At 68.5% G+C, this 23865-nt stretch carries 25 protein-coding genes and 1 pseudogene; 20 read left to right on the forward strand and 6 right to left on the reverse strand.

What is annotated here, in order from left to right:
• Nucleotides 1–2 precede the first annotated feature (2 nt).
• From ABL840_RS02590 to ABL840_RS02605, 4 genes are all read right to left on the reverse strand, one after another.
• Nucleotides 3–716, reverse strand: coding sequence for a TetR/AcrR family transcriptional regulator (locus tag ABL840_RS02590; protein WP_093301395.1), 714 nt, complete (start codon nt 714–716; stop codon nt 3–5).
• Nucleotides 717–840: 124 nt separating this feature from the next.
• A complete protein-coding gene (locus ABL840_RS02595) occupies nt 841–1317 on the reverse strand; it encodes a phasin family protein (RefSeq protein ID WP_093209155.1) in 477 nt (158 codons plus the stop codon).
• Nucleotides 1318–1419: 102 nt separating this feature from the next.
• A complete protein-coding gene (locus ABL840_RS02600; protein WP_093209153.1) occupies nt 1420–1869 on the reverse strand; it encodes an acyl-CoA thioesterase in 450 nt (149 codons plus the stop codon).
• 110 nt (nt 1870–1979) lie between these two features.
• On the reverse strand, nt 1980–2876 hold the full coding sequence (locus ABL840_RS02605; protein ID WP_093301396.1) for a LysR family transcriptional regulator: 897 nt from the start codon (nt 2874–2876) through the stop codon (nt 1980–1982).
• A gap of 122 nt (nt 2877–2998) precedes the next feature.
• Between ABL840_RS02605 and gtdA the strand changes: the two genes are divergently transcribed.
• From gtdA to ABL840_RS02645, 8 genes are all read left to right on the forward strand, one after another.
• Nucleotides 2999–4060 (forward strand): gentisate 1,2-dioxygenase, encoded by a 1062-nt coding sequence (gene gtdA / locus ABL840_RS02610; protein WP_093301398.1) that lies wholly within the window; start codon nt 2999–3001, stop codon nt 4058–4060.
• Between the two features lie 74 nt (nt 4061–4134).
• Nucleotides 4135–4839 (forward strand): fumarylacetoacetate hydrolase family protein, encoded by a 705-nt coding sequence (locus ABL840_RS02615; protein WP_093209147.1) that lies wholly within the window; start codon nt 4135–4137, stop codon nt 4837–4839.
• A 29-nt stretch (nt 4840–4868) separates the two neighbouring features.
• Nucleotides 4869–6143, forward strand: coding sequence for a 3-hydroxybenzoate 6-monooxygenase (locus ABL840_RS02620; protein ID WP_093301400.1), 1275 nt, complete (start codon nt 4869–4871; stop codon nt 6141–6143).
• Between the two features lie 59 nt (nt 6144–6202).
• Entirely contained in the window at nt 6203–7180 is a 978-nt protein-coding gene (locus ABL840_RS02625; protein WP_093301401.1) for a Bug family tripartite tricarboxylate transporter substrate binding protein, read from the forward strand.
• 85 nt (nt 7181–7265) lie between these two features.
• Nucleotides 7266–8243 carry a Bug family tripartite tricarboxylate transporter substrate binding protein gene (locus tag ABL840_RS02630; protein ID WP_093301403.1) on the forward strand — a complete coding sequence of 326 codons (978 nt, stop codon included), beginning with the start codon at nt 7266–7268 and terminating at the stop codon, nt 8241–8243.
• Between the two features lie 124 nt (nt 8244–8367).
• Entirely contained in the window at nt 8368–9714 is a 1347-nt protein-coding gene (locus ABL840_RS02635; RefSeq protein WP_093301404.1) for an FAD-dependent oxidoreductase, read from the forward strand.
• Nucleotides 9715–9768: 54 nt separating this feature from the next.
• Nucleotides 9769–10458, forward strand: coding sequence for a hypothetical protein (locus tag ABL840_RS02640; protein WP_240652251.1), 690 nt, complete (start codon nt 9769–9771; stop codon nt 10456–10458).
• A 111-nt stretch (nt 10459–10569) separates the two neighbouring features.
• A complete protein-coding gene (locus tag ABL840_RS02645; protein ID WP_093301406.1) occupies nt 10570–11469 on the forward strand; it encodes an acyl-CoA thioesterase in 900 nt (299 codons plus the stop codon).
• Here ABL840_RS02645 and ABL840_RS02650 read toward each other — a convergent pair.
• Nucleotides 11444–12166 (reverse strand): GntR family transcriptional regulator, encoded by a 723-nt coding sequence (locus ABL840_RS02650; protein WP_093301408.1) that lies wholly within the window; start codon nt 12164–12166, stop codon nt 11444–11446. The two genes, ABL840_RS02645 and ABL840_RS02650, sit on opposite strands and share 26 nt — an antisense overlap.
• A 146-nt stretch (nt 12167–12312) precedes the next feature.
• Between ABL840_RS02650 and ABL840_RS02655 the strand changes: the two genes are divergently transcribed.
• From ABL840_RS02655 to ABL840_RS02710, 12 genes are all read left to right on the forward strand, one after another.
• Nucleotides 12313–13092 carry an SDR family NAD(P)-dependent oxidoreductase gene (locus ABL840_RS02655; RefSeq protein ID WP_093209126.1) on the forward strand — a complete coding sequence of 260 codons (780 nt, stop codon included), beginning with the start codon at nt 12313–12315 and terminating at the stop codon, nt 13090–13092.
• Between the two features lie 53 nt (nt 13093–13145).
• Nucleotides 13146–14363 carry an ABC transporter substrate-binding protein gene (locus tag ABL840_RS02660; protein ID WP_093301410.1) on the forward strand — a complete coding sequence of 406 codons (1218 nt, stop codon included), beginning with the start codon at nt 13146–13148 and terminating at the stop codon, nt 14361–14363.
• A 16-nt stretch (nt 14364–14379) separates the two neighbouring features.
• Nucleotides 14380–15282 carry a branched-chain amino acid ABC transporter permease gene (locus ABL840_RS02665; protein WP_093301412.1) on the forward strand — a complete coding sequence of 301 codons (903 nt, stop codon included), beginning with the start codon at nt 14380–14382 and terminating at the stop codon, nt 15280–15282.
• Complete coding sequence (locus ABL840_RS02670) at nt 15279–16265, forward strand: branched-chain amino acid ABC transporter permease (RefSeq protein ID WP_093301414.1); 987 nt, start codon at nt 15279–15281, stop codon at nt 16263–16265. The genes ABL840_RS02665 and ABL840_RS02670 overlap by 4 nt, the downstream gene beginning before the upstream one ends.
• Complete coding sequence (locus ABL840_RS02675) at nt 16262–17038, forward strand: ABC transporter ATP-binding protein (RefSeq protein WP_093301415.1); 777 nt, start codon at nt 16262–16264, stop codon at nt 17036–17038. The genes ABL840_RS02670 and ABL840_RS02675 overlap by 4 nt, the downstream gene beginning before the upstream one ends.
• Nucleotides 17031–17753, forward strand: a complete 723-nt coding sequence (locus ABL840_RS02680; protein ID WP_093209115.1) for an ABC transporter ATP-binding protein — start codon at nt 17031–17033, stop codon at nt 17751–17753. The genes ABL840_RS02675 and ABL840_RS02680 overlap by 8 nt, the downstream gene beginning before the upstream one ends.
• A 25-nt stretch (nt 17754–17778) precedes the next feature.
• Nucleotides 17779–18528 (forward strand): SDR family NAD(P)-dependent oxidoreductase, encoded by a 750-nt coding sequence (locus ABL840_RS02685; RefSeq protein WP_093301417.1) that lies wholly within the window; start codon nt 17779–17781, stop codon nt 18526–18528.
• A 24-nt stretch (nt 18529–18552) separates the two neighbouring features.
• Nucleotides 18553–19296 carry an SDR family NAD(P)-dependent oxidoreductase gene (locus tag ABL840_RS02690; protein WP_093301419.1) on the forward strand — a complete coding sequence of 248 codons (744 nt, stop codon included), beginning with the start codon at nt 18553–18555 and terminating at the stop codon, nt 19294–19296.
• Entirely contained in the window at nt 19296–21014 is a 1719-nt protein-coding gene (locus ABL840_RS02695) for an FAD-dependent oxidoreductase (protein ID WP_093301420.1), read from the forward strand. Before ABL840_RS02690 ends, ABL840_RS02695 begins: the two co-directional genes overlap by 1 nt.
• A gap of 25 nt (nt 21015–21039) precedes the next feature.
• The gene (locus tag ABL840_RS02700; RefSeq protein WP_093301422.1) at nt 21040–21648 is read left to right on the forward strand and encodes a glutathione S-transferase; all 609 of its coding nucleotides are present in this window, start codon (nt 21040–21042) and stop codon (nt 21646–21648) included.
• A 161-nt stretch (nt 21649–21809) separates the two neighbouring features.
• Entirely contained in the window at nt 21810–22523 is a 714-nt protein-coding gene (locus ABL840_RS02705) for an SDR family oxidoreductase (protein WP_093209100.1), read from the forward strand.
• Between the two features lie 7 nt (nt 22524–22530).
• Nucleotides 22531–23145: a class I SAM-dependent methyltransferase gene (locus tag ABL840_RS02710; protein WP_093301423.1), complete on the forward strand. Its 615-nt coding sequence runs from the start codon at nt 22531–22533 to the stop codon at nt 23143–23145.
• A gap of 19 nt (nt 23146–23164) precedes the next feature.
• Here the strand turns inward: ABL840_RS02710 and ABL840_RS02715 are convergent.
• Nucleotides 23165–23803 (reverse strand): annotated as a pseudogene (locus tag ABL840_RS02715) (ABC transporter ATP-binding protein); the annotation flags it as partial.
• Nucleotides 23804–23865: the final 62 nt, after the last annotated feature.

Consider the following 23865-nt stretch of genomic DNA (forward strand, 5'->3'; position numbering starts at 1 on the left):
TTCTAGACCGCCATATCGACAGGGGAAGCCGCGGCGTCGGCACTGCCGCTGTTGCCGGGGTCTTCGCCGTTGTAGGCATTGCCGAGCGCCAGCAGATGCCTTCTCTGTTCGCGCCCCAGGTAGGGCGCCAGCAGGTGCAGCGCATGGAGGCCGCCGCGCATCAGCGCGCCCTGCGCATGCTCGGGCTCCAGCGCCTCGCGCGGGTTGCGCACGTATTCGTAGCTGAGCCAGTAGGTCAGCACCACGACCATGCTCTGCGCGAGCGTGTCGACCTCGTGCACGTCGATCTCCAGGTGGCCCGCGCGGCTCAGCCCGGCGATCAGCTGGCGGATGGCGCGCGCCTTGTTCTTCAGCACGAGCTGGAACTGCGTCTCCAGCCGGCGGTTCTTGCTGAGCAGGTCGTTGAGGTCGCGGTACAGGAAGCGGTAGCGCCAGATCAGCTCGAACAGGCTGTGCATGAAGAACCACGCGTCCTCCACGTCGTGCACGCCCTCGCTGGCGTGCAGCAGCTCGTCGAGTTCGGTCTCGTAGGCCTCGTAGAGCTTGTTGATCAGCTCTTCCTTGGCCGGGTAGTGGTAGTACAGGTTGCCAGGGCTGATGTTGAGCTCGCTGGCCACGAGCGTGGTCGAGACGTTCGGTTCCCCGAAGCGGTTGAACAGATCCAATGCGGCTTCGAGGATGCGTTGCGCTGTTCGGCGTGGCGCCTTCTTTGCCATGCTGGTGCCCCCGGTTGTCTCGTGGTCTCTTGGGAGCACTCTAGCGTATGTGCACCGCACCATGAACGGTGCGGGACATGTTTTGCGGCGCTGGTTTCTTGTGCAGCGCCGCAATGCGGGCCGCTCAGCTGGCCTTGCTGCGGCGCAGGGTCTTCTTGGCCGCGGGGGCTGTCGTCTTGCGCGCCGCGGTCTTGCGGGGCGCTGCGGCCTGCTGCGACTTCTTCAGCTGGGCCTCGAGCGCCTCGACGCGCGCCTGCAGCGCGGCCATGTCGGCGGCGCTCGGCGCGCCGAGCTTCTCGAGCGCGCGCGCCACGCGCTCCTCGAAGATGTTCTCCAGCTTGCCCCACTGGCCGGCGGCCTTGGTGCCGAACTCGCTGGCGAAGCCGGCCATGCGCTGCTGGGCCTGGGCCAGGGTTTCCTCGGCGGCCTGCTGGGTCTTCTTCTGCATGCCCGCGCCGTCCTTGACCAGCGCCTCGAAGGCCTTGCTGCCTTCCTGCTGCATCTTGGCGAAGGCACCGAGGCCGGCAAGCCAGATCTGCTGGGCGGAATCCTTGATGCGGTCGGCGGCCTTGCCGTTGCTGTCGTCGTCCTGGGTAGCCATGCGATTTCTTCCTTTGCTTGCAAACAATCGCCTGACTCTAGCCGCCCGGCGCGCTCTTCATTAGAGCTTCGCGTCTACGGGGCCATGCCGTGAAGCCCGGTCTCAGGGCGTGCCGCCGGCCGCGCGGCTCGCGTCCAGGTGCGCCTTGGCGCGCTCGGCCAGCGCCATTTCGCCGGGGGTGCCGGGCACGTAGGCCTCCACCGGCAGCGGCCGGCCGTGCGAGTCGACCGAGACGAACACGATCAGGCACTCGGTGGTCTTTTCCATCGCGCCGCCCTTCATGTCGCCGCTGCGCACCTCGACCGAGATGTTCATGCTGGTGTTGCCGGTGTAGGCGAGGCGGGCCTCCACCTCGACGAGGTCGCCGATCATGATCGGCCGGTGGAAGCGGATGCTGCCGATGAAGGCGGTGACGCAGTAGCGCTTGGCCCAGCTGGTGGCGCAGGCGTAACCCGCTTCGTCGATCCACTTCATGACGGTGCCGCCGTGGACCTTGCCGCCGAAGTTGACGGTGCTGGGTTCGGCAAGAAAGCGCAGGGTGATCGAGGACATGGGAGGCCGCCTTTGGTGAATATGGCTGTGACTATGAAGTGGGGAGCCGCGATTATGCGAGCGGGCACCCGCTTCCGGACGCCGCCCGTCGTCCGGGCGCATACGCCCGGCTAGCTGCCGCTGAACAGCTGCGCCATGGTGCGCCGCAGCCAGGCGTTGCCCGGGTCGGCGTGGAAGCGCTCGTGCCAGTGCTGCTTCACCGCGTAGTCCTGCAGCGCGAAGGGCGGCTCCAGCAGCTTCACCGGCTCCTGCGTGGCCAGCACCTTGCCCAGGATGCGCGGCACCACCACGAGCAGCTCGGTCTGCGCCACGATGCGCGCCACGCTCAGGAAGCTCGACAGCCGCACAACCACGTTGCGCTTCAGCCCCAGCCGCGCGAGCGTGGTGTCGACGATGGCGTGCCCCGTGCCCGAGGTCGACACCACCGCGTGCGCCTCGGCCTCGAAGCGCTTGCGCGTGAGCTTCGTGCCGATGCGCGGATGGTTCTTCGCCGCCAAGCAGACGAAGTTCTGCATGAAGAGCGTCTGCTGGTAGAAGCCCGCGTCCAGCTGCGGCATGAAGCCCACGGCGAGGTCGACCTCGCCGTCCTGCAGCCGGCGGCCGCTGATCGTGGAGATGATCTCCGTCTCGATGTGCACCCCCGGTGCCGACCGCCGCAGGTGGTCGAGCAGGCCGGGCAGAAGCACCACTTCGCTGATGTCGGTCATGCAGATGCGGAAGCGCCGCTGCGCCTGCGCGGGATCGAAGCTGCTGCGGTTGCCCTGGGCCTGCGCCAGCTGGGCCAGCGCCTCGCGCAGGTTCGGGTAGATGCGCTCGGCGTGCGGCGTGGGCTGCATGCCTTGCGCGGTGCGGGTGAAGAGGCGGTCGTCGAAGTGCGCACGCAGCTTGTTGAGCGCGGTGCTGGCCGCCGCCTGCGCCATGCCCAGCCGCTCGGCCGCCTTCGAGACGTTGCCGGTCTTGTAGACCTCGTCGAACACGGCGAGCCATTCGAGATCGAGCTTCGACATGCGGGACTCCTGCTTACGGCAAAAGACACCATTATCGAAATTTCGAATTCCGTGTATTGGCTGTCGGTCTTGAGGAAATAGTGGTGCGGGCCAACAATGCCGCCAACGGAGACACCCGCCCCATGAAACCCGCCCCCTCGAACGCGGCCGAGCGCCGCGACTACTACGACCGCATCCGCCCGCTGCACCTCACGCCGCTGTGGGAGTCGCTGCACGCACTCGTGCCGCGCGAGCCGCAGACGCCCTGCGTGCCCGCCCTGTGGCGCTACGACGAGATCCGCCCGCTGCTGATGCAGTCGGCCGATCTCATCACCGCCGAGGAGGCCGTGCGCCGCGTGCTGGTGCTGGAGAACCCGGCGCTGCCCGGCAACTCGTCGATCACGCAGTCGCTCTACGCAGGGCTGCAGCTCATCATGCCGGGCGAGGTCGCTCCCTCGCATCGTCACGTGCAGTCGGCGCTGCGCTTCATCGTCGACGGCAAGGGCGCCTACACCACGGTGGGCGGCGAGCGCACCACCATGTACCCGGGCGACTTCATCATCACGCCCTCGTGGGCCTGGCACGACCACGGCAACGAAGGCATCGGCGGCAGCGTGGAGCCGGTGGTGTGGCTCGACGGCCTCGACATCCCGATGCTGCGCTTCTTCGACGCCGGCTTCGCCGAGAACGACGACTCCAAGGTGCAGCACGTCTCGCGCCCCGAGGGCAACAGCCTCGCGCGCTTCGGCCACAACATGGTGCCGGTGCGGCACGACCACGCGTCGGCCACCTCGCCGATCTTCAACTACCCCTATGCGCGCAGCCGCGAGGCGCTGGCGCAGCTGCAGAAGCAGGAAGTGCCCGACGCCTGGCTGGGCCACAAGCTGCGCTACATCAACCCGCTGACGGGCGGCTCGCCGATGCCGACCATCTCGACCAACCTGCAACTGCTTCCCAAGGGCTTCGCGGGCAAGACGCACCGCGCCACCGACGGCGCCGTGTACAGCGTGGTCGAAGGCCACGGCACGGCCGAGATCGCCGGCCAGCGCTTCGCGTTCGGCCCGCGCGACACCTTCGTCGTTCCCTCGTGGGCGCCGCTGAAGCTGTCGTCGCCGGGCGAAGACGCCGTGCTCTTCAGCTTCTCCGACCGCCCCGTGCAGCAGGCCATGGGCATCCTGCGCGAAGCCTTCCTCGAAGACGCCTGAAGCCCGGGCGATCGTTCTTTCTTGCCGTTTCTTTCTTCTTGACCGTGTGCCGCCCCGAGCGGCAGGAGCCTCCCATGTCCTTCGTCTTCACGCCTCCTTCCATCGTCGGCCTGCCCATCGTGGGCTCCGACCAGCAGTTCCCCGTGCGCCGCGTCTATTGCGTAGGCCGCAACTACGCCGCGCATGCGCGCGAGATGGGCTTCGACCCCGACCGCGAGCCGCCTTTCTTCTTCTGCAAGCCGAACGACGACGCCTCGGTAGTGCCCGTGTTCGACGGCAAGGGCGCGTCCATTCCCTACCCGCCGCTCACCAGCAACTACCACTACGAGGCCGAGCTGGTGGTCGCCATCGGCAAGGGCGGCGCCAACATCCCGGTCGAGCAGGCCGCCAGCCACATCCACAGCTACGCCGTGGGCCTGGACATGACCCGCCGCGACCTGCAGATGAAGATGCGCGAGCAGGGCCGCCCGTGGGAAATCGGCAAGGCCTTCGACTTCTCCGCGCCCATCGCGCCGCTGCGCACGCTGGCCGACGTGGGCGAGATCAACGCCGGCGCCATCGTGCTCGAAGTGGACGGCGAAGTGCGCCAGAAGAGCGACATCACGCACCTGATCTGGTCGGTGAACGAAGTCATCGCCAACCTCTCGACGCTCTTCACGCTGCAGCCCGGCGACCTGATCTTCACCGGCACGCCCGAAGGCGTGGGCGCGGTGAAGCCGGGCCAGACCATCAAGGTGAGCATCGAGCGCCTGCCGTCGCTGACCGTCCGAATCGACTGACTGAATCCTCCGGAAAGCGCGGGCCCGCCATGACTCCATCGAAGAACCCTCCCACCGTGCTGCTGGTCGGCGGCGGCATCGGCGGCATGGCCGCCGCGCTGGCGCTCGCGCGCCTGGGCGTTTCCATCGACCTGCTCGAGCAGAGCGCCACCATCGGCGAGATCGGCGCCGGCCTGCAGCTCGGCCCCAATGCCTTCGCCGCGCTCGACGCGCTGGGCGTGGGCGAGGCAGTGCGCCGGGGCTCGGTGTTCACCGACCGGCTGGTGATGATGGACGCCGTCGACTGCGGCGAAGTGGCCTCGGTGCCGGTCGGCGAGGCCTTCCGCGCACGCTTCAAGAATCCGTATGCGGTGAGCCATCGCGCCGACCTGCACGGTGCGATCCACGAGGCGGTGAAGCAGCATCCGCTGATCCGCTTCCACACCTCGGCGCAGGTCGAGTCCATCGACCTGGGCGGGCAGGGCGCACACGCGGTGACGGCTGTCACCCGCGACGGCCGCAGCTTCAAGGCCGACGCCATCGTGGGATGCGACGGCGTGAAGTCGGTGGTGCGCGGCAAGCTCATCGGCGATGCGCCACGCGTGTCGGGCCATGTGGTCTACCGCGCCGTGGTGCCAGCGGCCGACATGCCGGCCGACCTGCGCTGGAACGCGCCCGTGGTCTGGGCCGGCCCCAACTGCCACCTGGTGCACTACCCGCTGCGCCACGGCGAGCAATACAACCTGGTCGTCACCTTCCACAGCCGCGAGAAGGAAGAGTGGGGCGTGACCGACGGCAGCAAGGAAGAGGTGCTCTCGTACTTCGAGGGCGTGCATGCGCGCCCCCGCCAGCTGCTCGATCGCCCGACCTCGTGGCGCCGCTGGAGCACCGCGGACCGCGATCCGGTCGAGCGCTGGAGCGAAGGCGCTGCCACGCTGCTGGGCGACGCGGCGCATCCGATGATGCAGTACCTCGCGCAGGGCGCGTGCATGGCGCTCGAGGACGCCGTGACGCTCGGCGAGGCCGTGAAGGCCTGCGGCTTCGACATGCCCGCCGCCTTCAAGCTCTACGAGGCGGCGCGCGTCGCCCGCACGGCGCGCGTGGTGCTGTCGGTGCGCGAGATGGGGCGGCTCTATCACGCCAAGGGCGTGGAACGCCTCGTGCGCAACAGCCTCTGGCCGGGCCGCACGCCCGAGCGCTTCTACGATGCGGTCGAATGGCTCTACGCCTGGCGGCCCGAGCGCTGCCTGGACGACGCCCCGGAGTCGCTGCGTCCTTCGGGCGCGGCCGTCGCCGAAGCCGTGGCGATGCTCTCGCCGCACTGAAGCAGTTTTCTTTCAGCAATTCATAACCATCGAGGCCGAAGGCCCAGGAGACAAGAGACATGAACTTTTCGCGCGCGCTGCTGACGGGCTTCCTGGCCCTGACGGCCACTGCCGGGGCACTGGCCCAGGCTTCCGACTACCCGAGCAAGTCCGTGACCCTGGTCACGCCCTTCGCCGCCGGCAGCGGCCCCGACGCGGTGCTGCGCCTCGTCTCCGACAAGCTCTCGCGCCTGTGGAACCAGCGCGTGCTCGTCGACAACAGGCCCGGCGGCGGCGGCTTCATCGCCATCGACCAGGCCCGCCGCGCCGCGCCCGACGGCTACACGCTGCTGCAGCTCGACAGCGAGCACATCGCCGCGCTGCCGCACCTGTACAAGTCGCGCAACTTCGTGACGCTGCAGCACTTCGACCCGGTGGCATCGCTCTTTCGCACGCCCTTCTTCGTGGCCGTGGCCACCGAGTCGAAGTGGAAGAACATGGGCGACCTGATCGCCGCCGCCAAGGCCAACCCCGACGGCATCGTCTACGGCTCGTGGGGCGTGGGAAGCCCGGGCCACCTGGGCGCGCAGCAGCTGGAGGCACTCACCGGCATCCGCATGCGCCACGCGCCGTATCGCGAGGTGTCGCAGCTCTACTCCAACGTGGGCACCGGCGAGGTGCCGTGGGCCTTCGCGAGCATTCCGTCGAGCCAGGGCATCTACAAGGCCGGCAAGCTGCGCTACATCGCGGTCGCGGCGAGCAAGCGCATCCCGCAGATGCCCGACGTGCCGACCATGGCCGAGGCGGGCGGCCCCGCATCGCTGGAGGTGAATTCCTTCGTGTCGCTGCTCGCGCCCAAGGGCGTGCCGGCGGCCATCAAGGCGAAGATCAATGCCGACGTGGCCAAGGTCATCGCCGATCCCGAGATCCGCGCCCGCTTCGACACCTTCGCCTTCGAGCCGCTCGCATGGTCGCCCGAGGAAATCGAGCGCAATGCCGAGGCCAAGTCGAAGGTGTACGGGGAGCTGGTGCGCAGGGGCAACATCAGCCTCGAATAGCGGAGGGCTCGGCTTGCCCGGTGTCTTCTCAGGCAGTTAAGCTGGCCCTCTCAGGTTTTTGACAACTTTTTCACACTTTCCCTTCATGCACGCCACCAAGAGAGCCCTTTTGATCGCCTGCGGCCTGGCCGCCGCTGCCGCGCTGCCCCTGAGCGCCAGCGCACAGAACGCCGCCTGGCCGACCAAGCCCATCCGCCTGCTGGTGGGCTTCCCCGGCGGCTCCACGCCCGACATCGCCGCTCGCACCATCGCCGAGCCGCTGTCGAAGGCGCTGGGCCAGCCGATCGTGGTCGACAACAAGGCCGGCGCCTCGGGCAACATCGCGGCCGACCAGGTGGCCAAGGCCAGCGACGACCACACGCTGGGCCTCGTCATCAACGGCAACCTCACGTCGTCGAAGATGCTGTATCCCAAGCTGCCGTACGACCCGGTCAAGGACTTCACGTATCTCTCGCTGATCGCGACCGCCCCGCTGGTGCTGGTGGCGCAGAACAACCTGCCCTCGGGCACCGCCTTCTTCGACGAAGGCCGCAAGGCCGGCGACAAGTGGAACTACGGCTCGGTGGGCATCGGCTCGGTCGGCCACCTGGGCATGGAACTGCTCAAGACCCGCGTGCCCGGCTTCAAGCCCGAGCACGTGCCCTACCAGGGCAACCCGCAGGTCATCACCGCGATGCTGGGCGACCAGGTGCAGATGGGCCTGATCCCTCCGGGCGTGGCCATGCCGCAGATCAAGGCCGGCAAGCTCAAGGCCATCGGCCTCACGGGCGGCCGCAGCGCGCTGGTGCCCGAGATCCCGCCGCTGTCCGACGCCGGCGTGAAGGACTTCAACCTCGAGGTGTGGGTGGCGCTGCTGGGCCCGGCCAACCTGTCGAAGGTGGCGCAGGCGCGCATCAGCCGCGAACTCGAAGCCGTGATGAAGAACCCCGACGTGCGCCGCAAGCTCTTCGAGCAGGGCTGGCAGGCCGTGGGCACCTCGCCGGACGGCATGCGTACGCGCGTCAACGAGGAAGCGGCGATCATGACCAAGATCATCTCGGCCCGCGGCATCAAGTTGCAGTGAGCACACCCCCAGGCTTCGCGCACTTCGTGTCGCTTCGCCAACCCCCTTGCAGGGGGCAACACCGACGGACCGGCAAAGCCGGATCCGTGGTGTTTCCCGAACAGACATCCATGGATCTATTTGAATGACTTCCACATTGCATGAACCGGCGCGCACGCTGCCGGTGTTCGGCGAGTACGACGTGGTGGTGGTCGGCGGCGGCCCCGCCGGCATCGCGGCCGCGGTGAGCGCCGCGCGCCATGGCGCCAGCACGCTGCTGGTGGAGCGCTACGGCTTCCTCGGCGGCATGGGCACGGCCGGCGGCGTCACCAATTTCGCGGGCCTGTACGGCAAGCGCAAGGGCGAGATGACGCAGCTGGTGCGCGGCGTGGTCGACGAACTCATCGACCGCATCGCCGCGCTCAACGGCATGAACCAGCCGCAGAACGGCATGGGCGGGCGCATCTGCGTGCGCTCGTACGACACCTCGGCCTACAAGCTCGCCGCCGACCAGCTGCTCGGGGAAGCGGGCGTGAAGCTGCTGTTCCACGCGCTGGCGGCCGCCGTCGTGCTCGACGGCAAGCGCATCGCGGCACTGGTGGTCGAGACCAAGTCGGGCCGCCAGGCCATCCGCGCCAACGCCTTCATCGACGCCAGCGGCGACGCCGACGTGGCCGCCTTCGCGGGCGTGCCCTTCGAGGTGGGCGACGGCCACGGCAGCGGGCTCTTCCCGACCACCATGTTCCGCATCGGCCAGGTCGACGCGCCGGCTGCGCTGGAGGCGGTGGGAGAGTTCAAGGCCATCAACGACTTCATGGCGCGCGCCGAGCAGCAGAAGCCGGGCGTCTACAAGTTCCCGCGCGAAGGCGCGATCCTGCGGCCCAACAAGGACCCGCGCGAGTGGCGCGCCAACGTCACGCAGATCCGCAATTCGCAGGGCCGGGCGATGAACGGCGTCGACGCGCGCGAACTCACCGAGGGCGAGCTCGAAGGCCGCCGCCAGATCACGGAGTACTTCAGGTTCCTGAAGGCCGAGGTGCCGGGCTTCGCGCAGTCGGCCATCGTGGAGATCGCGCCGCAGGTCGGCATCCGCGAGACGCGGCGCATCCAGGGCCTGTACGCGCTCGGGCGCGAGGACATCCTGGGCTCGGCGAAGTTCGACGACAACATCGGCCTGAACGCCTGGCCCATGGAAATGCACGCCGACGGCCGCATCGAGTGGGCCTTCCCGCGCGACGAAGCCAACGCCTACAACCACCTGCCGTGGCGCATGCTGGTGCCGCAGGCGCTCGACAACCTGCTGGTGGCCGGGCGCTGCGCGTCGATGACGCACGAGGGCCAGTCGGCCGCGCGCGCGAGCGGCGGCTGCTTCGTCATGGGGCAGGCCGCGGGCACGGCGGCGGCGTCGCTGGGCGGCGGCAGCTTCGCGCAGGTGGACGTTCCGGCGCTGCAGGAAAAGCTGCTCGCCGACGGCGTCGACCTCGACCGCTGAGCGCGGCGGCGCGCTAGAGTCCGGGGCTTGATGAACTCGAACCCCGGACGAAACGTGCACTTCCCTTCGCTGTCGACACCCGCGCGTCGCACCCTCCTGGCGCTGTCCTGCGCCGCCATCGGCCTCTCGCTGGCCGGCTGCGCCAGTACTCCCGAAGGCGAGCCGGTGCACGGCAAGGACCGGCTGCTGAGCTTCTTCGCGGCCAAGGACGGCCGCAAGGTCGCCATCGCCGGCGAGAACTACCACTACGTGTTCGACGGCGATCCCTCCGTGGCGGCGCTGCTGCGCTGGGAAGGGCGCACCAAGGTCACGCCCGCGCTGCTGGGCGAGTTCAAGGTGGCGCGCAACCAGAGCTTCGAGGGCCAGTACGTGCTGATGGCCTTCGACGCCGACCTGACGCCCGAAGACCGGGCCTTCCTGATCCAGACCGGCTTCGCCAAAACCGACGCGAAATACGGCGACCGGCCCGGGCCGTCGCTGCGCTACTTCGGCACCGTCTACGGCAAGCGCTATGCGGCGGTGCCGCTGAAGTCGGCCGACACGGTCGACTTCTCCCGGCGGCAGTACCTGGGCTACGTCGAGCAGGAAACGCTCAGCGCCCCCTTCAGCAAGGCCGCGCCTTCGCCGCTGGTGTATGCGGACGACGGCTCGCTGCTGCTGTCCGGCGTGCCGGTGCGCGTGGTGCAGGGCGGCACGGACTACGGCTGCCGCGCCCGCCTCATGGGCGTGTGCTTCTACAAGTAGCCGAGTAGCGGGAGAGCGGCGGGAGGCAGCTGACCGGCCCGCGACAGCCTGCGGGCGCGGGCTTTGCTATGGTCGAGGGTTGCCTTTTCGACAGTTTTGCCTCCTTCCCCGATGACCACCGATCTCGCCACCGCCTCCCGCCTCGTCAACGAACTCGTCGCGCTCATGCAGCTCGAGCCTCTGGGCGGCGACCGCTTCAGGGCCCAGAGCGAGGACATCGGCACGCCCGCCGTGTTCGGCGGCCAGGTGCTGGGCCAGTCGCTGATGGCCGCGAGCCTCACCGTGGGCGCCGAGCGCCCGGTGCATTCGATGCATGCCTACTTCCTGCTGCCGGGCGAGCATGCGCCCATCGAATACAGCGTCGACCGCGTGCGCGACGGCCGCAGCTTCACCACCCGCCACGTGGTGGCGCGCCAGCAGGAGCGCATCATTTTTGAAATGTCCGCCTCGTTCCAGACCGTGGACGAGGGCGTCGAGCACCAGTTCGACATGCCCGAGGTGGATGGCCCCGACGGCCTCATCAGCGAACTCGACCAGCGCATCGCGCTCGGCGACCGCCTGCCGGAGCCCTGGCGCACCAAGGCGATCCAGCCGCACGGCATCGAGTACCGCCGCGTAGACCCCGAAGACCTGATCGCGCCGCAGGTGCGCCCGACCTCGGCGCAGAGCGCCATCTGGATGCGCGCCATCGCGCCGCTGCCCGACGACCCGATGGTGCATCGCGCGCTGCTGGCCTACGCCTCCGACCACGGCCTGCTGCGCGCGGCGATGCTGCCGCACGGCCTGAGCTTCATGAGCGGTCAGGTGCGCCCCGCGAGCCTCGACCACGCGATGTGGTTCCACCGCGATTTCCGCATGGACGACTGGCTGCTGTACGTGCTCGACTCGCCCAGTGCGGGCGGCGCGCGCGGCCTGTGCCGCGGCAGCCTCTATTCGCGCGACGGCCGGCTCGTTGCCTCGGCCGCGCAGGAGGGCATGCTGCGCATCAGGAAGCCGGCGGCTCGTTCGTGATGAGCGTGGGCGGCAGCCCGTCGCGGCTGCGCTCGTCGAGCAGCCGCTGGTAGTTGTCGCGCAGCAGGATGCCGGCGTAGTACACGTGCTCGCGCATCAGCTGCTCGGCGCGGGCCGCATCGCCTGAAATCACGGCCTGCACGATGCGGTGGTGGTCGTCGTGCGAACGCAGGATCACGCCGTGGTCGTTCCACAGCATGATCCGGTCCGACGCGAAGGGCACCGCCTGTGCCTGCGCGCCGAAGCGCACCACCCACGGGTTGCGCGCGCCGTGCATCAGCGTGTTGTGCAGCTTCACGTTCATCTGCTGGTAGGGAGCCAGGTCTTCCACCAGCAGCTTTCCCTTGGCAAGTATTTCGTCGCCCTCGCGAAGGCATTCGCGCAGCAGGGCGGCGGTGGGCTCGTCCACGCCCAGCGAGGCGAAGCGCCGGCAGGCCAGGCCCTCCAGCACCGAGCGCACCTCGTAGGCCGCGAGGATGTCCTCGAGCGCGAAGGCGCGCACCAGGTAGCCCTTCTTCGGCTGATGGTCGATCAGCCCTTCCATCGCCAGCGCGGCCAGCGCGGCGCGCACCGGCGTGCGCGACACCTTGAGGCTTTCGGCGATCGGCACTTCCTCCACGCGCATGCCCGGCGAGAGCCTGCCGTGAAGGATCCAGGTGCGCAGCGTCTCTGTGACTTGTTGGGAGAGTGTGTCCATGTCAGGTATACATGATGCCGTGAAATTGAACGAATAGTTCGAGTTGTTAGGGTAAACGAGGGCGCATGAATGATTTCATGTATACACAATGCGGCCCTCGATCAACTTTCAAGCCGCCCCTGCGCGGCCCGGAGACCCTGCAGCCCATGGCGGACCATCATGCACAACCCCACGGCCGGCTGGCCCTCGTGACCGGCGGCGGCCGGGGCATCGGCGAGGCCGTGTGCCGCCGGCTCGCGGCCAGCGGCTATCGCGTCGTCGTCGCCGACATCGACGGCGGCAACGCGCGCGCCGTGGCGCAGTCGCTGGGCGAGGGGCACCACTTCCGCCAGTTCGACGTGAGCGATGAAGCGGCCGTCGAGGCCGTGTTCGACGACATCGAGGGCAGCATCGGCCCCGTCGCCGCGCTGGTCTGCGTGGCCGGCGTGCTGCTGATGCCGGGCGGCGAGCGCTCCCTCATCAAGGACACCACGCTCGAAGACTGGGAGCGCACCTTCGCCGTGAACGCGCGCAGCGTGTTCCTGTGCGGGCGTGCATACCTGCGCCGGCGCGAGGCGAAGCCCGTGGCGCACGGGCGCATCGTCACCTTCGGCTCGGTGGCGGCGCAGCTCGGCGGCTATCGCTCCAGCGCCACCTACATCGGCGCCAAGTCGGCGGTGCTGGGGCTTACCAAGGCCATGGCGCGCGAATCGGCGCACATGGGCATCACCGTCAATTCGGTGGCACCGGGCCTGATCGACACCGACATGCTGCGCGGCACCGTGCGCAGCAGCGGCGCGCTCGACGCGGCCGCCGCCAACATCCCGCTCGGGCGCATCGGCACGGTGGACGACGTGGCGGGCGCGGTCGACTACCTGGTCTCGGAACAGGCGGCGTACATCACGGGCAACGTGATCGACGTCAACGGCGGCTACCGCATGCAGTGACACGGCAACGCACCGGTCCTTCACCCCTTCATTCCAACGAACGGAGACAGCTCATGAAAAAGAACTTCCTGATTTCTGCATTGGCCCTGGGCGCAGTGCTCTGCGCGGCCTCGCCCGCCGCGCTCGCGCAGGCCGAACCCGGCCTGACCGACAAGACCATCAAGATCGGCATGTTCTCGCCGATGTCGGGCGCGTCGATGAACTACGGCTTCGACGTCATCAACGCCGCGAAGATGTACTACGACAAGGTCAACAAGGAAGGCGGCGTGAACGGCCGCAAGATCGAGCTCGTGGTGGAGGACGACCGCTGCAACGCCAACGACCTGCTGGCCGCGGTGAAGAAGCTCACCGAGCAGGACCAGGTGTTCCTGCTCAACGGCGGCTCCTGCTCGGCCGCCGTGGTGGGCGCGCGCGAATACGTCGAGCGCGCGAAGATCCCGCTGGTGATGCTCAACGCCTCGGGCGACGGCGCGCTGTATCCGCCGTCGAAGTACATCTACGGCGCGTTCTCCATCTCGCAGCACGCGGTGGGCGGTTCGATGGTGCAGTTCGCGAGCGAGCACCTCAAGGCCAAGAAGATCGGCTACATCAACCACGACGACGCCTACGGCGGCTGGAACCTGGAATCGGCCCAGGCGCAGGCCAAGGCGCTCGGCGGCATCGACCTGCAGGTGCAGTCGGTCAACCCGAACATCACCGACGTCACGGCGCCCATGCTGAAGATCAAGGCCGCCAACCCCGACGTGCTGCTGCTCACCACCTACGCGCGCCCCGTGAGCCTGATCGTCAAGCGCGCCTTCGAGCTCGGCTTCAACAAGCCCATCGTGCTGGCAGTGAACTCCACCGCCGACCTGAAGCAGCTGGTGGAGAACGTGGGCAACAAGGACGCCTTCAAGAACGTCTACATCCAGGAAGTGCTGGCCGACGTGCCCGGCGGTCCCAAGCTGAAGTGGGTGTACGACATGTACAAGGCCTCCTACCCCGACCTGGCCTCCAAGCCCGGCTACCCGCAGACCTACATGCCCTACGGCATTCCTTCGGCCATGGCGGTGGTCAACGCGCTGAAGGCCGCCGGCCCCAGCCCCACGCGCGAGAAGGTGCTTACGGCGCTGTCGACGATGAAGTTCGACTCCGGCGTGATGGCCGGCCCCATCGAGTTCGGCCCCGACGACCGTGCCGCGCAGGAGGCGGCCATCTACATCAAGTTCGACGCAACCAACATGACGCTCGTGCCCGGCAGCTACAAGAGCGTGTGGAAGTACAAGCCCTGAGGGCGGCCGCGAACCCATGAGCCTTTCCGACATCTGGCTTTTCGTGCAGCAGGGCGTGCTGTCCGGCATCGTGACCGGCAGCGTCTACGCGCTGCTCGCGGTGGCGATCGTCATGGTCTTCAAGACCACCGACGTGCCGAACTTCTCGCAGGGCGAGATCTTCATGGCCGGCGGCTACGCCGCGCTCTTCCCGCTGGTGGTGTGGGGCTGGCCCTACTGGGGCGCGGTGCTCGCGAGCATCGCGGTCACGGCATTGCTCGCGGCGCTCTTCCAGCGCGTGGTGATGCAGCGCGTGACCGCCTCGCGCGGCGTGGGCGTGCAACTGGTGATCGCCACGCTGGGCTTCGCCTACCTGCTCAAGGGCCTGGTGCGCAAGACCGGCCTGGGCGACACGCCGCGTTCGCTGCCCTCGCTGGTGCCGCAGGACCCGATCACCATCGGACAGGCCTCGCTCACGCTGCTCGACCTCGCCATCTTCGGCTCGGCCGTGGTGACGATGGTGCTGCTGTACCTGATGTTCACGCGCACACGCACCGGCCAGGCCATGCGCGCGGTGGGCATGAACCCGCGCGGCGCGCAGATCGTGGGCGTGAAGCTCGGCAGCATCCGCATGCAGATCTGGGCGCTCACGGGCGTCATCTCGGCCATCTCGGCGCTGCTCATCACGCCCAAGATCCTCATCACGCCGGACATCGGCCACATCGCCATCCTGGCCTACGCGGCCGCCATCGTCGGCGGCTTCACCAGCCTGCCGGGCGCGGTGGTGGGCGGCTTCATCATCGGCATCGTCGAGAACCTTGTGGGGCTCTTCATTTCGTCCAACGCCATCGTGGTCGCGCCCTTCGTGGCGATCATGGTGGTGCTGCTGGTGCGCCCGCAGGGCCTGCTCGGCGGAAAGCCGCAGGTGAAGAAGGTATGAGCGTGTCTTCCGCTTCTTCTTCCCCCTGGCGTGATCGCGCGGTGCTGCTGGCCATGGCGCTGGTGCTCGCGGTGCTGCCATTCACCACCAGCGGCTACGTGCTGTACGTGGTCAACCTGCTGATGGTGTTCACCGTGCTCGCGCTCGGCATGCACCTGGTCATCGGCGAGACCGGGCAGTTCGCGCTCTCGCACGCGGCCTTCTTCGGCATCGGCATCTACACGGCCGGGCTCATCAACAACCAGTGGCAGCCGCCGTTCTTCGTCTCGATCCTCGCGGGCGCGGTGCTCTCGGCCGCGCTGGGCTGGGTCATCGGCCTGCTGGCGCTGCGCATGCGCGACATCTACCTCGCACTCGCCACCTTCGCCTTCGGCGAGGCGATGCAGTGGGTGTTCCTGAACTGGGAGTCGGTGACCAACGGCTCCAACGGCCTGCAGATGAAGCCGGCCTCGCTGGGCGGATTGCAGCTGATGAACGACCTGCAGGCGTATCCCTTCGTCGTGGCCATCGCGGCGCTGATGCTGTGGCTCACGGTGGCGCTGTCGCGCTCGCGGCTGGGATCGGCGTTCCGCGCGGTGCGCGAGAGCGACGTGGCGGCCGTTGCCATGGGCGTGAACACGCGTGCGGTGAAGGTCACGGCCTTCGTGCTGTCGGCGGCCTTCGCGGGCGTGGCGGGCGGCATGTACACGCTCTTCACCTCGTTCATCCACCCCGAGAGCCTGGGCTTCCAGACCACCATCCTGATCCTCACGATGGTGGTGGTGGGGGGCCTCGGCTCGGTGCGCGGCGCGGTGGCGGGCGCCATCGTGTTTGGCCTGGTGTCGGAGCTGCTGCGGCAGGCGCCGTCGTACCAGGAAATCATCTACGGCGGCATCCTCATGCTCTTCATGATGTTCCTGCCCAAGGGCATGGCGTCGCTGTTCGCGACTCGCCGCAAGGCGCAGCGCGCAACCTCGGTCAACGCGGCGGAGGCCGTGCGATGAGCGCGACGGCATTCCTCGACGTGCGCGACATCAGCGTGGTGTTCGGCGGCCTCAAGGCGGTGAACGGCCTCTCATTCCAGGTGGAGCAGGGCCGCATCCACGCGCTGATCGGGCCGAACGGCGCGGGCAAGTCGACCACCTTCAACTGCATCTCGCGCTTCTACACGCCCAGCAGCGGCAGCGTGACCTTCGAGGGCCGGGAGCTCACGCGCGTGGCGCCGCATCGCATGGCCTCGCTGGGCATCGCGCGCACCTTCCAGAACCTGGAACTCTTCGCCGAGCTGTCGGTGTTGGAGAACGTGCTGCTCGGCACCCATGCGCGTGCCGCCGGCACGCTGGGACGCCTGCTGCGCCGGCCCGACCGCGAGACCGAGGACTACGCCCTGCACCTGCTCGAGCGCGTGGGCCTGGCTGACGAGCGCGACCAGCCCGCGCGCGACCTCGACTTCGGCCGCCAGAAGCTGCTGGAGCTGGCGCGCGCGCTGGCCATCAAGCCCAGGCTGCTGCTGCTCGACGAGCCCGCCGCCGGCCTGCGCAACCGCGAGATCGAAAGCCTCGACCGGCTGCTGAAGGAGCTGGTGGCACGCGACGGCATCACCGTGCTGCTGGTCGAGCACGTGATGCAGCTGGTGATGTCGATCTCGGACCGCATCACAGTGATGGCCTTCGGCGAGAAGATCGCCGAGGGCACGCCTTCGGAAATCGGCAGCAATGCGCGAGTGATCGAGGCCTATCTGGGCAAGGGAAACGGGAAGGGAGCCGCGCATGGCTGAGGAAGCACTGTTGTCGCTGCGCGGCATCTCGGCAGCGTACGGCCGCATCCAGGCGCTGTGCAACGTGTCGGTGGAAGTGCCCGAGGGGCAGATCGTCGCGCTGCTGGGCAGCAACGGCGCCGGCAAGACCACCACGCTCAACTGCATCTCGAACATCGTCGATTGCACGGAGGGCGAGGTGCGCCTCGCGGGCGAGCGCATCGACCGCCTCGGCTCCGACGCCCTGGTGAAGCGCGGCATCGTGCAGGTGCCCGAGGGCCGGCAGGTGTTCCGTGACATGAGCGTGCGCGAGAACCTCGACCTCGGAGCCTACCTGCGGCGCGACCGCGCGGGCATCCGCAACGACCTGGAGGCGGTGTACGGCATGTTCCCGCGCCTGAAGGAGCGGCAGGGCCAGATGGCCGCCACGCTCTCGGGCGGCGAGCAGCAGATGCTGGCCATCGGCCGCGCAGTGATGGCGCGCCCGCGCGTGATGCTGTTCGACGAGCCGTCGATGGGCCTTTCGCCGCTGCTGGTGGAGCAGATGTTCGGGATCATCGAGCGGCTGCACCGCGAACAGAAGATCACCATCCTGCTGGTCGAGCAGAACGTGCAGCTCGCGCTGGCGGTGTCGAGCTACGGCTACATCCTGGAGAACGGCGAGATCTCGCTGCACGGCCCCGCTTCGCAACTGGCCGACGACGAAGCGGTGCGCCGCGCCTACCTCGGCGTCTGACGGCGCCTTCGCAAAAGGAAACTTCATGCTTCTCGAAGACAAACTCGCGCTCGTCACCGGCGCGGCGCGCGGCCTGGGCGAAGCCATCGCGCGCCGCATGGCGGCCGAAGGCGCGCGCGTGCTGGTGGTGGACCGCGACCTCGATGTGGCCCGGCAGGTGGCCGCGTCGATCCGCGAAACCGGTGGTCGCGCTGATGCCGACAGCGTCGACGTGAGCGATGCTGCAGCGGTGGACGCGCTCGCGGCCCGCATCGCCGCATCGCACGGCGACATCGACATCCTGGTGAACAACGCCGGCATCTCCGCACGCTCGAAGTTCGACGAGCCCGGCGCGCGCGAGGCCTGGGACCGCGTGATGTCGGTCAACCTGCAGGGCGTGTTCAACGTGACGCAGGCCTTCGTGCCGGCGCTCAAGCGCACGCACGGCAACATCGTGAATCTTTCTTCCATCGTGGCTTTCGGCGCGGGCATCTCCTCGGCCGGCTACGTGGTGGCCAAGGGCGGGGTGCGCTCGCTCACGCAGGTGCTGGCGCGCGACCTCGCGCCGTACGGCGTGCGCGTGAACGCGGTGGCGCCGGGCCTGATGGTCACCGACATGACGGCCGGCCAGCGCGAGACCGAGCACGGCACCGACTGGTACCTGAGCCGCGTGCCGGTCAAGCGGCACGGCGAGGCCGACGAGATCGCCGGGCCCGTCGTCTTTCTCGCTTCCTCGATGGCGAGCTACGTCAACGGCGTGGTGCTGCCGGTCGACGGCGGCTACCTGGCGGTCTGACGGCTGCCTTCCAACGGAACAAACATGAACAGCAGCAGTGAAAAAAAGCCGCTCGTCCTCGTGACCGGCGGCGCCAGCGGCATGGGCCGCGCCATCGTCGAGCGCTTGGCGCGCGACGGCTGGCGCGTGGTGATGGCCGACTACAACGGCGAGCTCGCGCAGCGCGAGACCGATGCGCTGCGCGCCGAAGGCCTCGACGTGGAATGCCGCGCCATCGACCTGACCGACGAGCCGGCCGTGCGCGCGATGGTGCAGGCGCTGCCGCCGCTCACCGCGCTGGTCAACAACGCGGGCATCTTCGACGAGCGCAAGTTCATGGACGTGAGCTCCGCCGATTTCCGCCGCATGTACGAAGTCAACCTGCTTGCCGTGGCCACGCTCACGCAGGAGGCCGCGCGCAAGATGGCCGATGGCGCGCGCATCGTCAACATCGCCTCGCGCGCCTACCTGGGCGCGAAGAACCATCCGCACTACGTGGCCTCGAAGGCCGCGCTGGTGGGCTACACGCGCGCCAGCGCGATGGAACTGGCGCCGCGCGGCATCATGGTCAACGCCATTGCGCCGGGGCTCATCGACACGCCGCTGCTGCGCGCGCTCACGCCCGAGCGGCTGGCCGCGCAGCTCGCGCTGCAGCCCACGGGCGCTGCCGGCCGGCCCGAGGACATCGCCAACGCCGTGGCTTTCTTCGCCTCGCCCTCGACCTGCTTCGTGACCGGACAGGTGCTCTTCGTCGACGGCGGCAAGTCGCTCGGCGGCTCGGGGGCCTGATGGCGCAGCAGCAAGATGAGAAGACCGCGTACGACGTCGTGGTGATCGGCAGCGGCGCGGGCGGGCTCTCGGCCGCGCTCACCGCGAAGCTGGAAGGGCTCGACGTGCTGGTGGTCGAGAAGACCGACCGCATCGGCGGCTCCACAGCGATCTCGGGCGGAGCCGTCTGGGTGCCGCTCAACGACCAGGCGGAAGCAGCCGGCCATCCCGACACGCGCGAGAAGGCACTGACCTATCTGCAGAACACCGTGGGCGCCGCCGGCGACGAGGCGTTGCGCCACGCCTTCCTCGATGCGGGCCCGCGTGCGCTGCGCTACCTGCGCGAGCGCACCGACGTGAAGCTCGCGGCACGCACTTACTCGCCCGACTACTACCCCGACCGCGAAGGCGCCGCCATGGGCGGGCGTTCGCTCGACCCCATCGAGTTCGACGGCCGGCTGCTGGGCGCGCACTTCAAGACATTGCGCGACCCGCTGCCCGAGTTCTGCGTGCTTGGCGGAATGATGGTCAACATGACGGACGTGAAGCACCTGCTCGGCGTCTGGCGTTCGTTCGCTTCGTGGAAGCACGGCGTGAAGCTGGTGCTGCGCTACTTCGGCGACAGGCTGAGCGGCCATCATCGCGGCACTCGCGTGTTGCTGGGCAATGCGCTGGCGGCACGGCTCTTCCACGGCGTGTTGAAGCAGGGCATTCCGTTCTGGCTCGACACGCCGGCATTGGGGCTCGAGCAGGACGCGGGCGGCAGGGTCACCGGCGTGAAGCTGCGCCGCGATGGCAAGGAAATCATCGTGCATGCGCGTCGCGGCGTGGTCGTCGCTACCGGTGGCTTTCCGTGGAATGCGGCGATGCGCGGCCAGCACTATCCGGCACCCACCGGTCCGTATTCGATGTCCCCGCAGGACAACGTCGGCGAAGGCATCACCATGGCGCGCGAGGCCGGCGGCACGCTCGGCACCGGGCATGCGGGGCCGGCGCTGTGGGCGCCCGTCTCGTTGCTCACGCGGCCCGATGGCAGCGTGCTGCGCTATCCGCACCTGGTGTGGGACCGCGCGAAGCCGGGGCTCATCGCGGTCGATGCGCGCGGCGATCGCTTCGTCAACGAATCGACCTCGTACCACGAGTTCGTGCGCGGCATGTACCGCGCGAACGGCAAGGCCACGAGCATTCCGGCGCTGCTGGTGTGCGACAGCGACTTCGTCGAGAAATGGGGCCTGGGCCTCGCATTGCCCGGCGGCCGGCCGCGCGAGCATCTGGTGCGCGCGGGATATCTCTTCCGCGCCGACACGCTGCAGGACCTGGCGAAGCAGGCGGGCGTGGACCCGGCCGGGCTTGCACGCACCGTCGCCGCATACAACCCGCCTGCCGCGCAAGGGCAGGACCCGGCCTTCGGCAAGGGCGGCGACGCCTACAACCGCTACCTCGGCGACCCCGACCACCAGCCCAACGCCTGCCTCGCCCCGCTGCAGAAGGCGCCGTTCTATGCGGTGAAGGTGTACCCGGGCGACATCGGCACCGCGCTCGGCATCCGCGCCGACGGCAACGCCCGGGTGCTCGATACGCAGGGCGCTCCCATTGCGGGCCTCTACGTGGCCGGCAACGACATGCATTCGGTGATGGGCGGCGAGTACCCCGCGCCTGGCATCACGCTCGGCCCCGCGCTAACCTTCGGCTGGGTGGCCGGCATGCATCTGGCGCACGGCTCCGAGGCTCAGCTCTGAAACACAAGCTCCCAGCATCATCATCATGAAAATCTTCTTCTCTCCTGCTTCCCCCTTCGTGCGCAAGTGCATGGTCGTGGCCCACGAGCTCGGCATTGCCGACCGCATCGAGAAGCTGCCGAGCGCGGCCGGCCCGGTGAAGCGCGACGCCACCATCATTCCGAAGAACCCGCTCGGCCAGGTGCCTACCTTCATCACCGACGACGGCCAGGTGCTGTTCGACAGCCGCGTGATCTGCGAGTACCTCAATGCCACGCAGTCGGGCAAGCTGTTCCCGTCCGACGGCAAGGAGCGCTGGGCCCGCCTCACCGAATTGGCGCTTGCCGACGGCATGACCGGCGCCGCCTTGCTCGCACGCTACGAGAACGTGCTGCGCCCCGAGGAACTGCGCTGGGCCGACTGGACCGACGGCCAGCTCGCCAAGGTGCGCACCGGCCTCGATTGGCTGGAAACCGCCGCCCCTTCATTCGGCGACCGCGTCGACATCGGCACCATCGCCTTCGGCTGCGCGCTGGGCTACATGGACTTCCGCTTCCCTTCGGTGGACTGGCGCGCCGAGGCGCCTAACAGCGCGAAGTGGTTCAAGGCGTTCAACCAGCGGGCTTCGATGCAGGCGACCTTGCCCACTGCCTGAGTTTTTGCTTTCGGGGTGCGATCACGCCGACGGGGTGCCTTGCTCCGCGAATGTCCCCGGCGGCCTGTGCATGCCCCCGGACATCGCCGAAAGTCTCCACTTGGCAGGAGATCCGAATCCTTGGCTAAATGCGAGCTCTCGCATGAACCAAGGAATCCCGAATGTCTTCTGAAGACCAGAAAAAAGTAGCCATCGTCACCGCCGGCGGCAGCGGCATGGGTGCCGCCGCGGCACGCAAGCTCGCCGATGACGGCTTCCGCGTGGCCATCCTGTCGTCGTCGGGCAAGGGCGAGGCGCTGGCGGCCGAGCTGGGCGGCATCGGCGTGACGGGCTCCAACCAGTCGAACGACGACCTCAAGCGCCTCGTCGACAAGGTCGTGGCCCAGTGGGGTCGCGTCGACGTGCTGGTCAACAGCGCCGGACACGGCCCGCGTGCACCGATCCTCGACATCACCGACGAAGACTGGCATCGCGGCATGGACGTCTACCTGCTGAGCGCGGTGCGCCCCGCGCGGCTCGTCGCGCCGCTCATGGTGCAGCAGGGTGGCGGAGCGATCATCAACATCTCCACCTTCGCGGCCTTCGAGCCCGACCCGGTGTTCCCCACCTCGGGTGTGTTCCGCGCCGGCCTCGCAGCCTTCACCAAGCTCTTCGCCGACACCTATGCCGCGAAGAACGTGCGCATGAACAACGTGCTGCCCGGCTTCATCGACAGCCTGCCCGAGAAGGCCGAGTTCCGCTCGCGCATTCCGATGGGCCGCTACGGCAAGAGCAGCGAGATCGCCGCCGTCATCGGCTTTCTCGCGTCGGAAGGCGCGGGCTACATCACCGGGCAGAACCTGCGCGTGGACGGCGGCATCACGCGATCGGTGTGAGGCCTCCATGAAGCCCCCCGCGCAGGCGCTGGAAAATTCGCGCCGCACCGTCCAGTCCTACGACGCGCATGCCCGCGAGTACAACGCGATCGTGGCCGAACATCCGCTGCAGCCTGAAATCGCGGATTCGATGCGACGGATGATGGAGTTCGTTCCCGCCGGCGGCAGCGTGCTCGAGATCGGCTCCGGTCCGGGGCGCGACGCCGACTTCGTCGAGTCGCTGGGCGGCGTGGTCCGGCGCACCGACGCGGCACAGGCATTTCTCGATCTTCAGGCGCAGCGGGGCAAGAAGGGCGATCTGCTCGACGTCGTTACCGATGCGCTGGGCGGGCCCTACGACGCCGTCCTCGCGATGTGCGTGCTGATCCACGTCGATCGCGCGCAGGTACCCGGGGTGCTGCGCAAGGTCTTCGATGCACTAGTGCCCGGCGGCGTCTTCCTGGTGTCCATGCGCGTCGGCGAAGGCGAGAAGAAGGGCGACTACCACACGGTGTGCTGGGATAAGGACCGGTTCGCCGCGGAGCTCGTGGCGGCCGACCTGCACCCCTGCTGGGAGATGGAGCGCGTCGGCCGCAACGACGAGGCGTGGGTCTACTTCCTGGCGCGTCGCCTGCAGCCGTGAGCTGCTGGCGAAGCTGCCTCTACACGCCCAGGTAGCGCGTCCACAGCGACCGGTCGGCATCCAGCGCGGCCGAGTCGCCCTGCCACACCACGCGCCCGCGTTCGAGGATCACGTGGCGGTTGGCCAGCGGCAGCAGGCGCTGCACGTACTTGTCGACCACCAGGATCGCTTCGCCCTCGGCCTTGAGCGTGGCGATGCAGTGCCAGATCTCCTCGCGGATCACCGGGGCCAGGCCTTCGGTGGCTTCGTCGAGGATCAGCAGGCGCGGATGTGTCGACAGCGCGCGTGCAATCGCCAGCATCTGCTGCTCGCCGCCCGAGAGCTGGTTGCCCGCGTTGGCCTTGCGTTCCGACAGACGGGGGAACAGGCCGTAGAGCGCCTCCAGCGTCCAGCGCGGCGCGCTGCCCGGACGCGGCCTTGCGAAGGCGCGCAGGTGCTCGTCGACGCTGAGGTTCGGAAACACATGCCGACCCTCGGGCACGATGGCCACGCCGCGCCGCGCGATGGCGTCGGGCTTGTGACCACCGATGGCCGCGCCGCCGAAGTGCACGCTGCCGCGCATCGGTGACAACGTTCCCGTCAGCACCTTCAGCAGCGTGCTCTTGCCCATGCCGTTGCGCCCGAGCAGCGCGAGCACTTCGCCGGGGCGGATGTCGAGATCGATGCCGAACAGCACCTGGCTGGCGCCGTAGCCGGCTTCGATGGATTTCGCTTCGAGCA

This window comes from Variovorax sp. NFACC27, from assembly GCF_048301545.1.
Lineage (GTDB): Bacteria > Pseudomonadota > Gammaproteobacteria > Burkholderiales > Burkholderiaceae_C > Variovorax > Variovorax gossypii.

Coding starts and splice junctions, on each gene's coding strand:
- ABL840_RS02590 (WP_093301395.1), bottom strand. CDS start 716: ATGGCAAAGAAGGCGCCACGCCGAACAGCGCAACGCATCCTCGAAGCC.
- ABL840_RS02595 (WP_093209155.1), bottom strand. CDS start 1,317: ATGGCTACCCAGGACGACGACAGCAACGGCAAGGCCGCCGACCGCATC.
- ABL840_RS02600 (WP_093209153.1), bottom strand. CDS start 1,869: ATGTCCTCGATCACCCTGCGCTTTCTTGCCGAACCCAGCACCGTCAAC.
- ABL840_RS02605 (WP_093301396.1), bottom strand. CDS start 2,876: ATGTCGAAGCTCGATCTCGAATGGCTCGCCGTGTTCGACGAGGTCTAC.
- gtdA (WP_093301398.1), top strand. CDS start 2,999: ATGAAACCCGCCCCCTCGAACGCGGCCGAGCGCCGCGACTACTACGAC.
- ABL840_RS02615 (WP_093209147.1), top strand. CDS start 4,135: ATGTCCTTCGTCTTCACGCCTCCTTCCATCGTCGGCCTGCCCATCGTG.
- ABL840_RS02620 (WP_093301400.1), top strand. CDS start 4,869: ATGACTCCATCGAAGAACCCTCCCACCGTGCTGCTGGTCGGCGGCGGC.
- ABL840_RS02625 (WP_093301401.1), top strand. CDS start 6,203: ATGAACTTTTCGCGCGCGCTGCTGACGGGCTTCCTGGCCCTGACGGCC.
- ABL840_RS02630 (WP_093301403.1), top strand. CDS start 7,266: ATGCACGCCACCAAGAGAGCCCTTTTGATCGCCTGCGGCCTGGCCGCC.
- ABL840_RS02635 (WP_093301404.1), top strand. CDS start 8,368: ATGACTTCCACATTGCATGAACCGGCGCGCACGCTGCCGGTGTTCGGC.
- ABL840_RS02645 (WP_093301406.1), top strand. CDS start 10,570: ATGACCACCGATCTCGCCACCGCCTCCCGCCTCGTCAACGAACTCGTC.
- ABL840_RS02650 (WP_093301408.1), bottom strand. CDS start 12,166: ATGGACACACTCTCCCAACAAGTCACAGAGACGCTGCGCACCTGGATC.
- ABL840_RS02655 (WP_093209126.1), top strand. CDS start 12,313: ATGGCGGACCATCATGCACAACCCCACGGCCGGCTGGCCCTCGTGACC.
- ABL840_RS02660 (WP_093301410.1), top strand. CDS start 13,146: ATGAAAAAGAACTTCCTGATTTCTGCATTGGCCCTGGGCGCAGTGCTC.
- ABL840_RS02665 (WP_093301412.1), top strand. CDS start 14,380: ATGAGCCTTTCCGACATCTGGCTTTTCGTGCAGCAGGGCGTGCTGTCC.
- ABL840_RS02670 (WP_093301414.1), top strand. CDS start 15,279: ATGAGCGTGTCTTCCGCTTCTTCTTCCCCCTGGCGTGATCGCGCGGTG.
- ABL840_RS02675 (WP_093301415.1), top strand. CDS start 16,262: ATGAGCGCGACGGCATTCCTCGACGTGCGCGACATCAGCGTGGTGTTC.
- ABL840_RS02680 (WP_093209115.1), top strand. CDS start 17,031: ATGGCTGAGGAAGCACTGTTGTCGCTGCGCGGCATCTCGGCAGCGTAC.
- ABL840_RS02685 (WP_093301417.1), top strand. CDS start 17,779: ATGCTTCTCGAAGACAAACTCGCGCTCGTCACCGGCGCGGCGCGCGGC.
- ABL840_RS02690 (WP_093301419.1), top strand. CDS start 18,553: ATGAACAGCAGCAGTGAAAAAAAGCCGCTCGTCCTCGTGACCGGCGGC.
- ABL840_RS02695 (WP_093301420.1), top strand. CDS start 19,296: ATGGCGCAGCAGCAAGATGAGAAGACCGCGTACGACGTCGTGGTGATC.
- ABL840_RS02700 (WP_093301422.1), top strand. CDS start 21,040: ATGAAAATCTTCTTCTCTCCTGCTTCCCCCTTCGTGCGCAAGTGCATG.
- ABL840_RS02705 (WP_093209100.1), top strand. CDS start 21,810: ATGTCTTCTGAAGACCAGAAAAAAGTAGCCATCGTCACCGCCGGCGGC.
- ABL840_RS02710 (WP_093301423.1), top strand. CDS start 22,531: ATGAAGCCCCCCGCGCAGGCGCTGGAAAATTCGCGCCGCACCGTCCAG.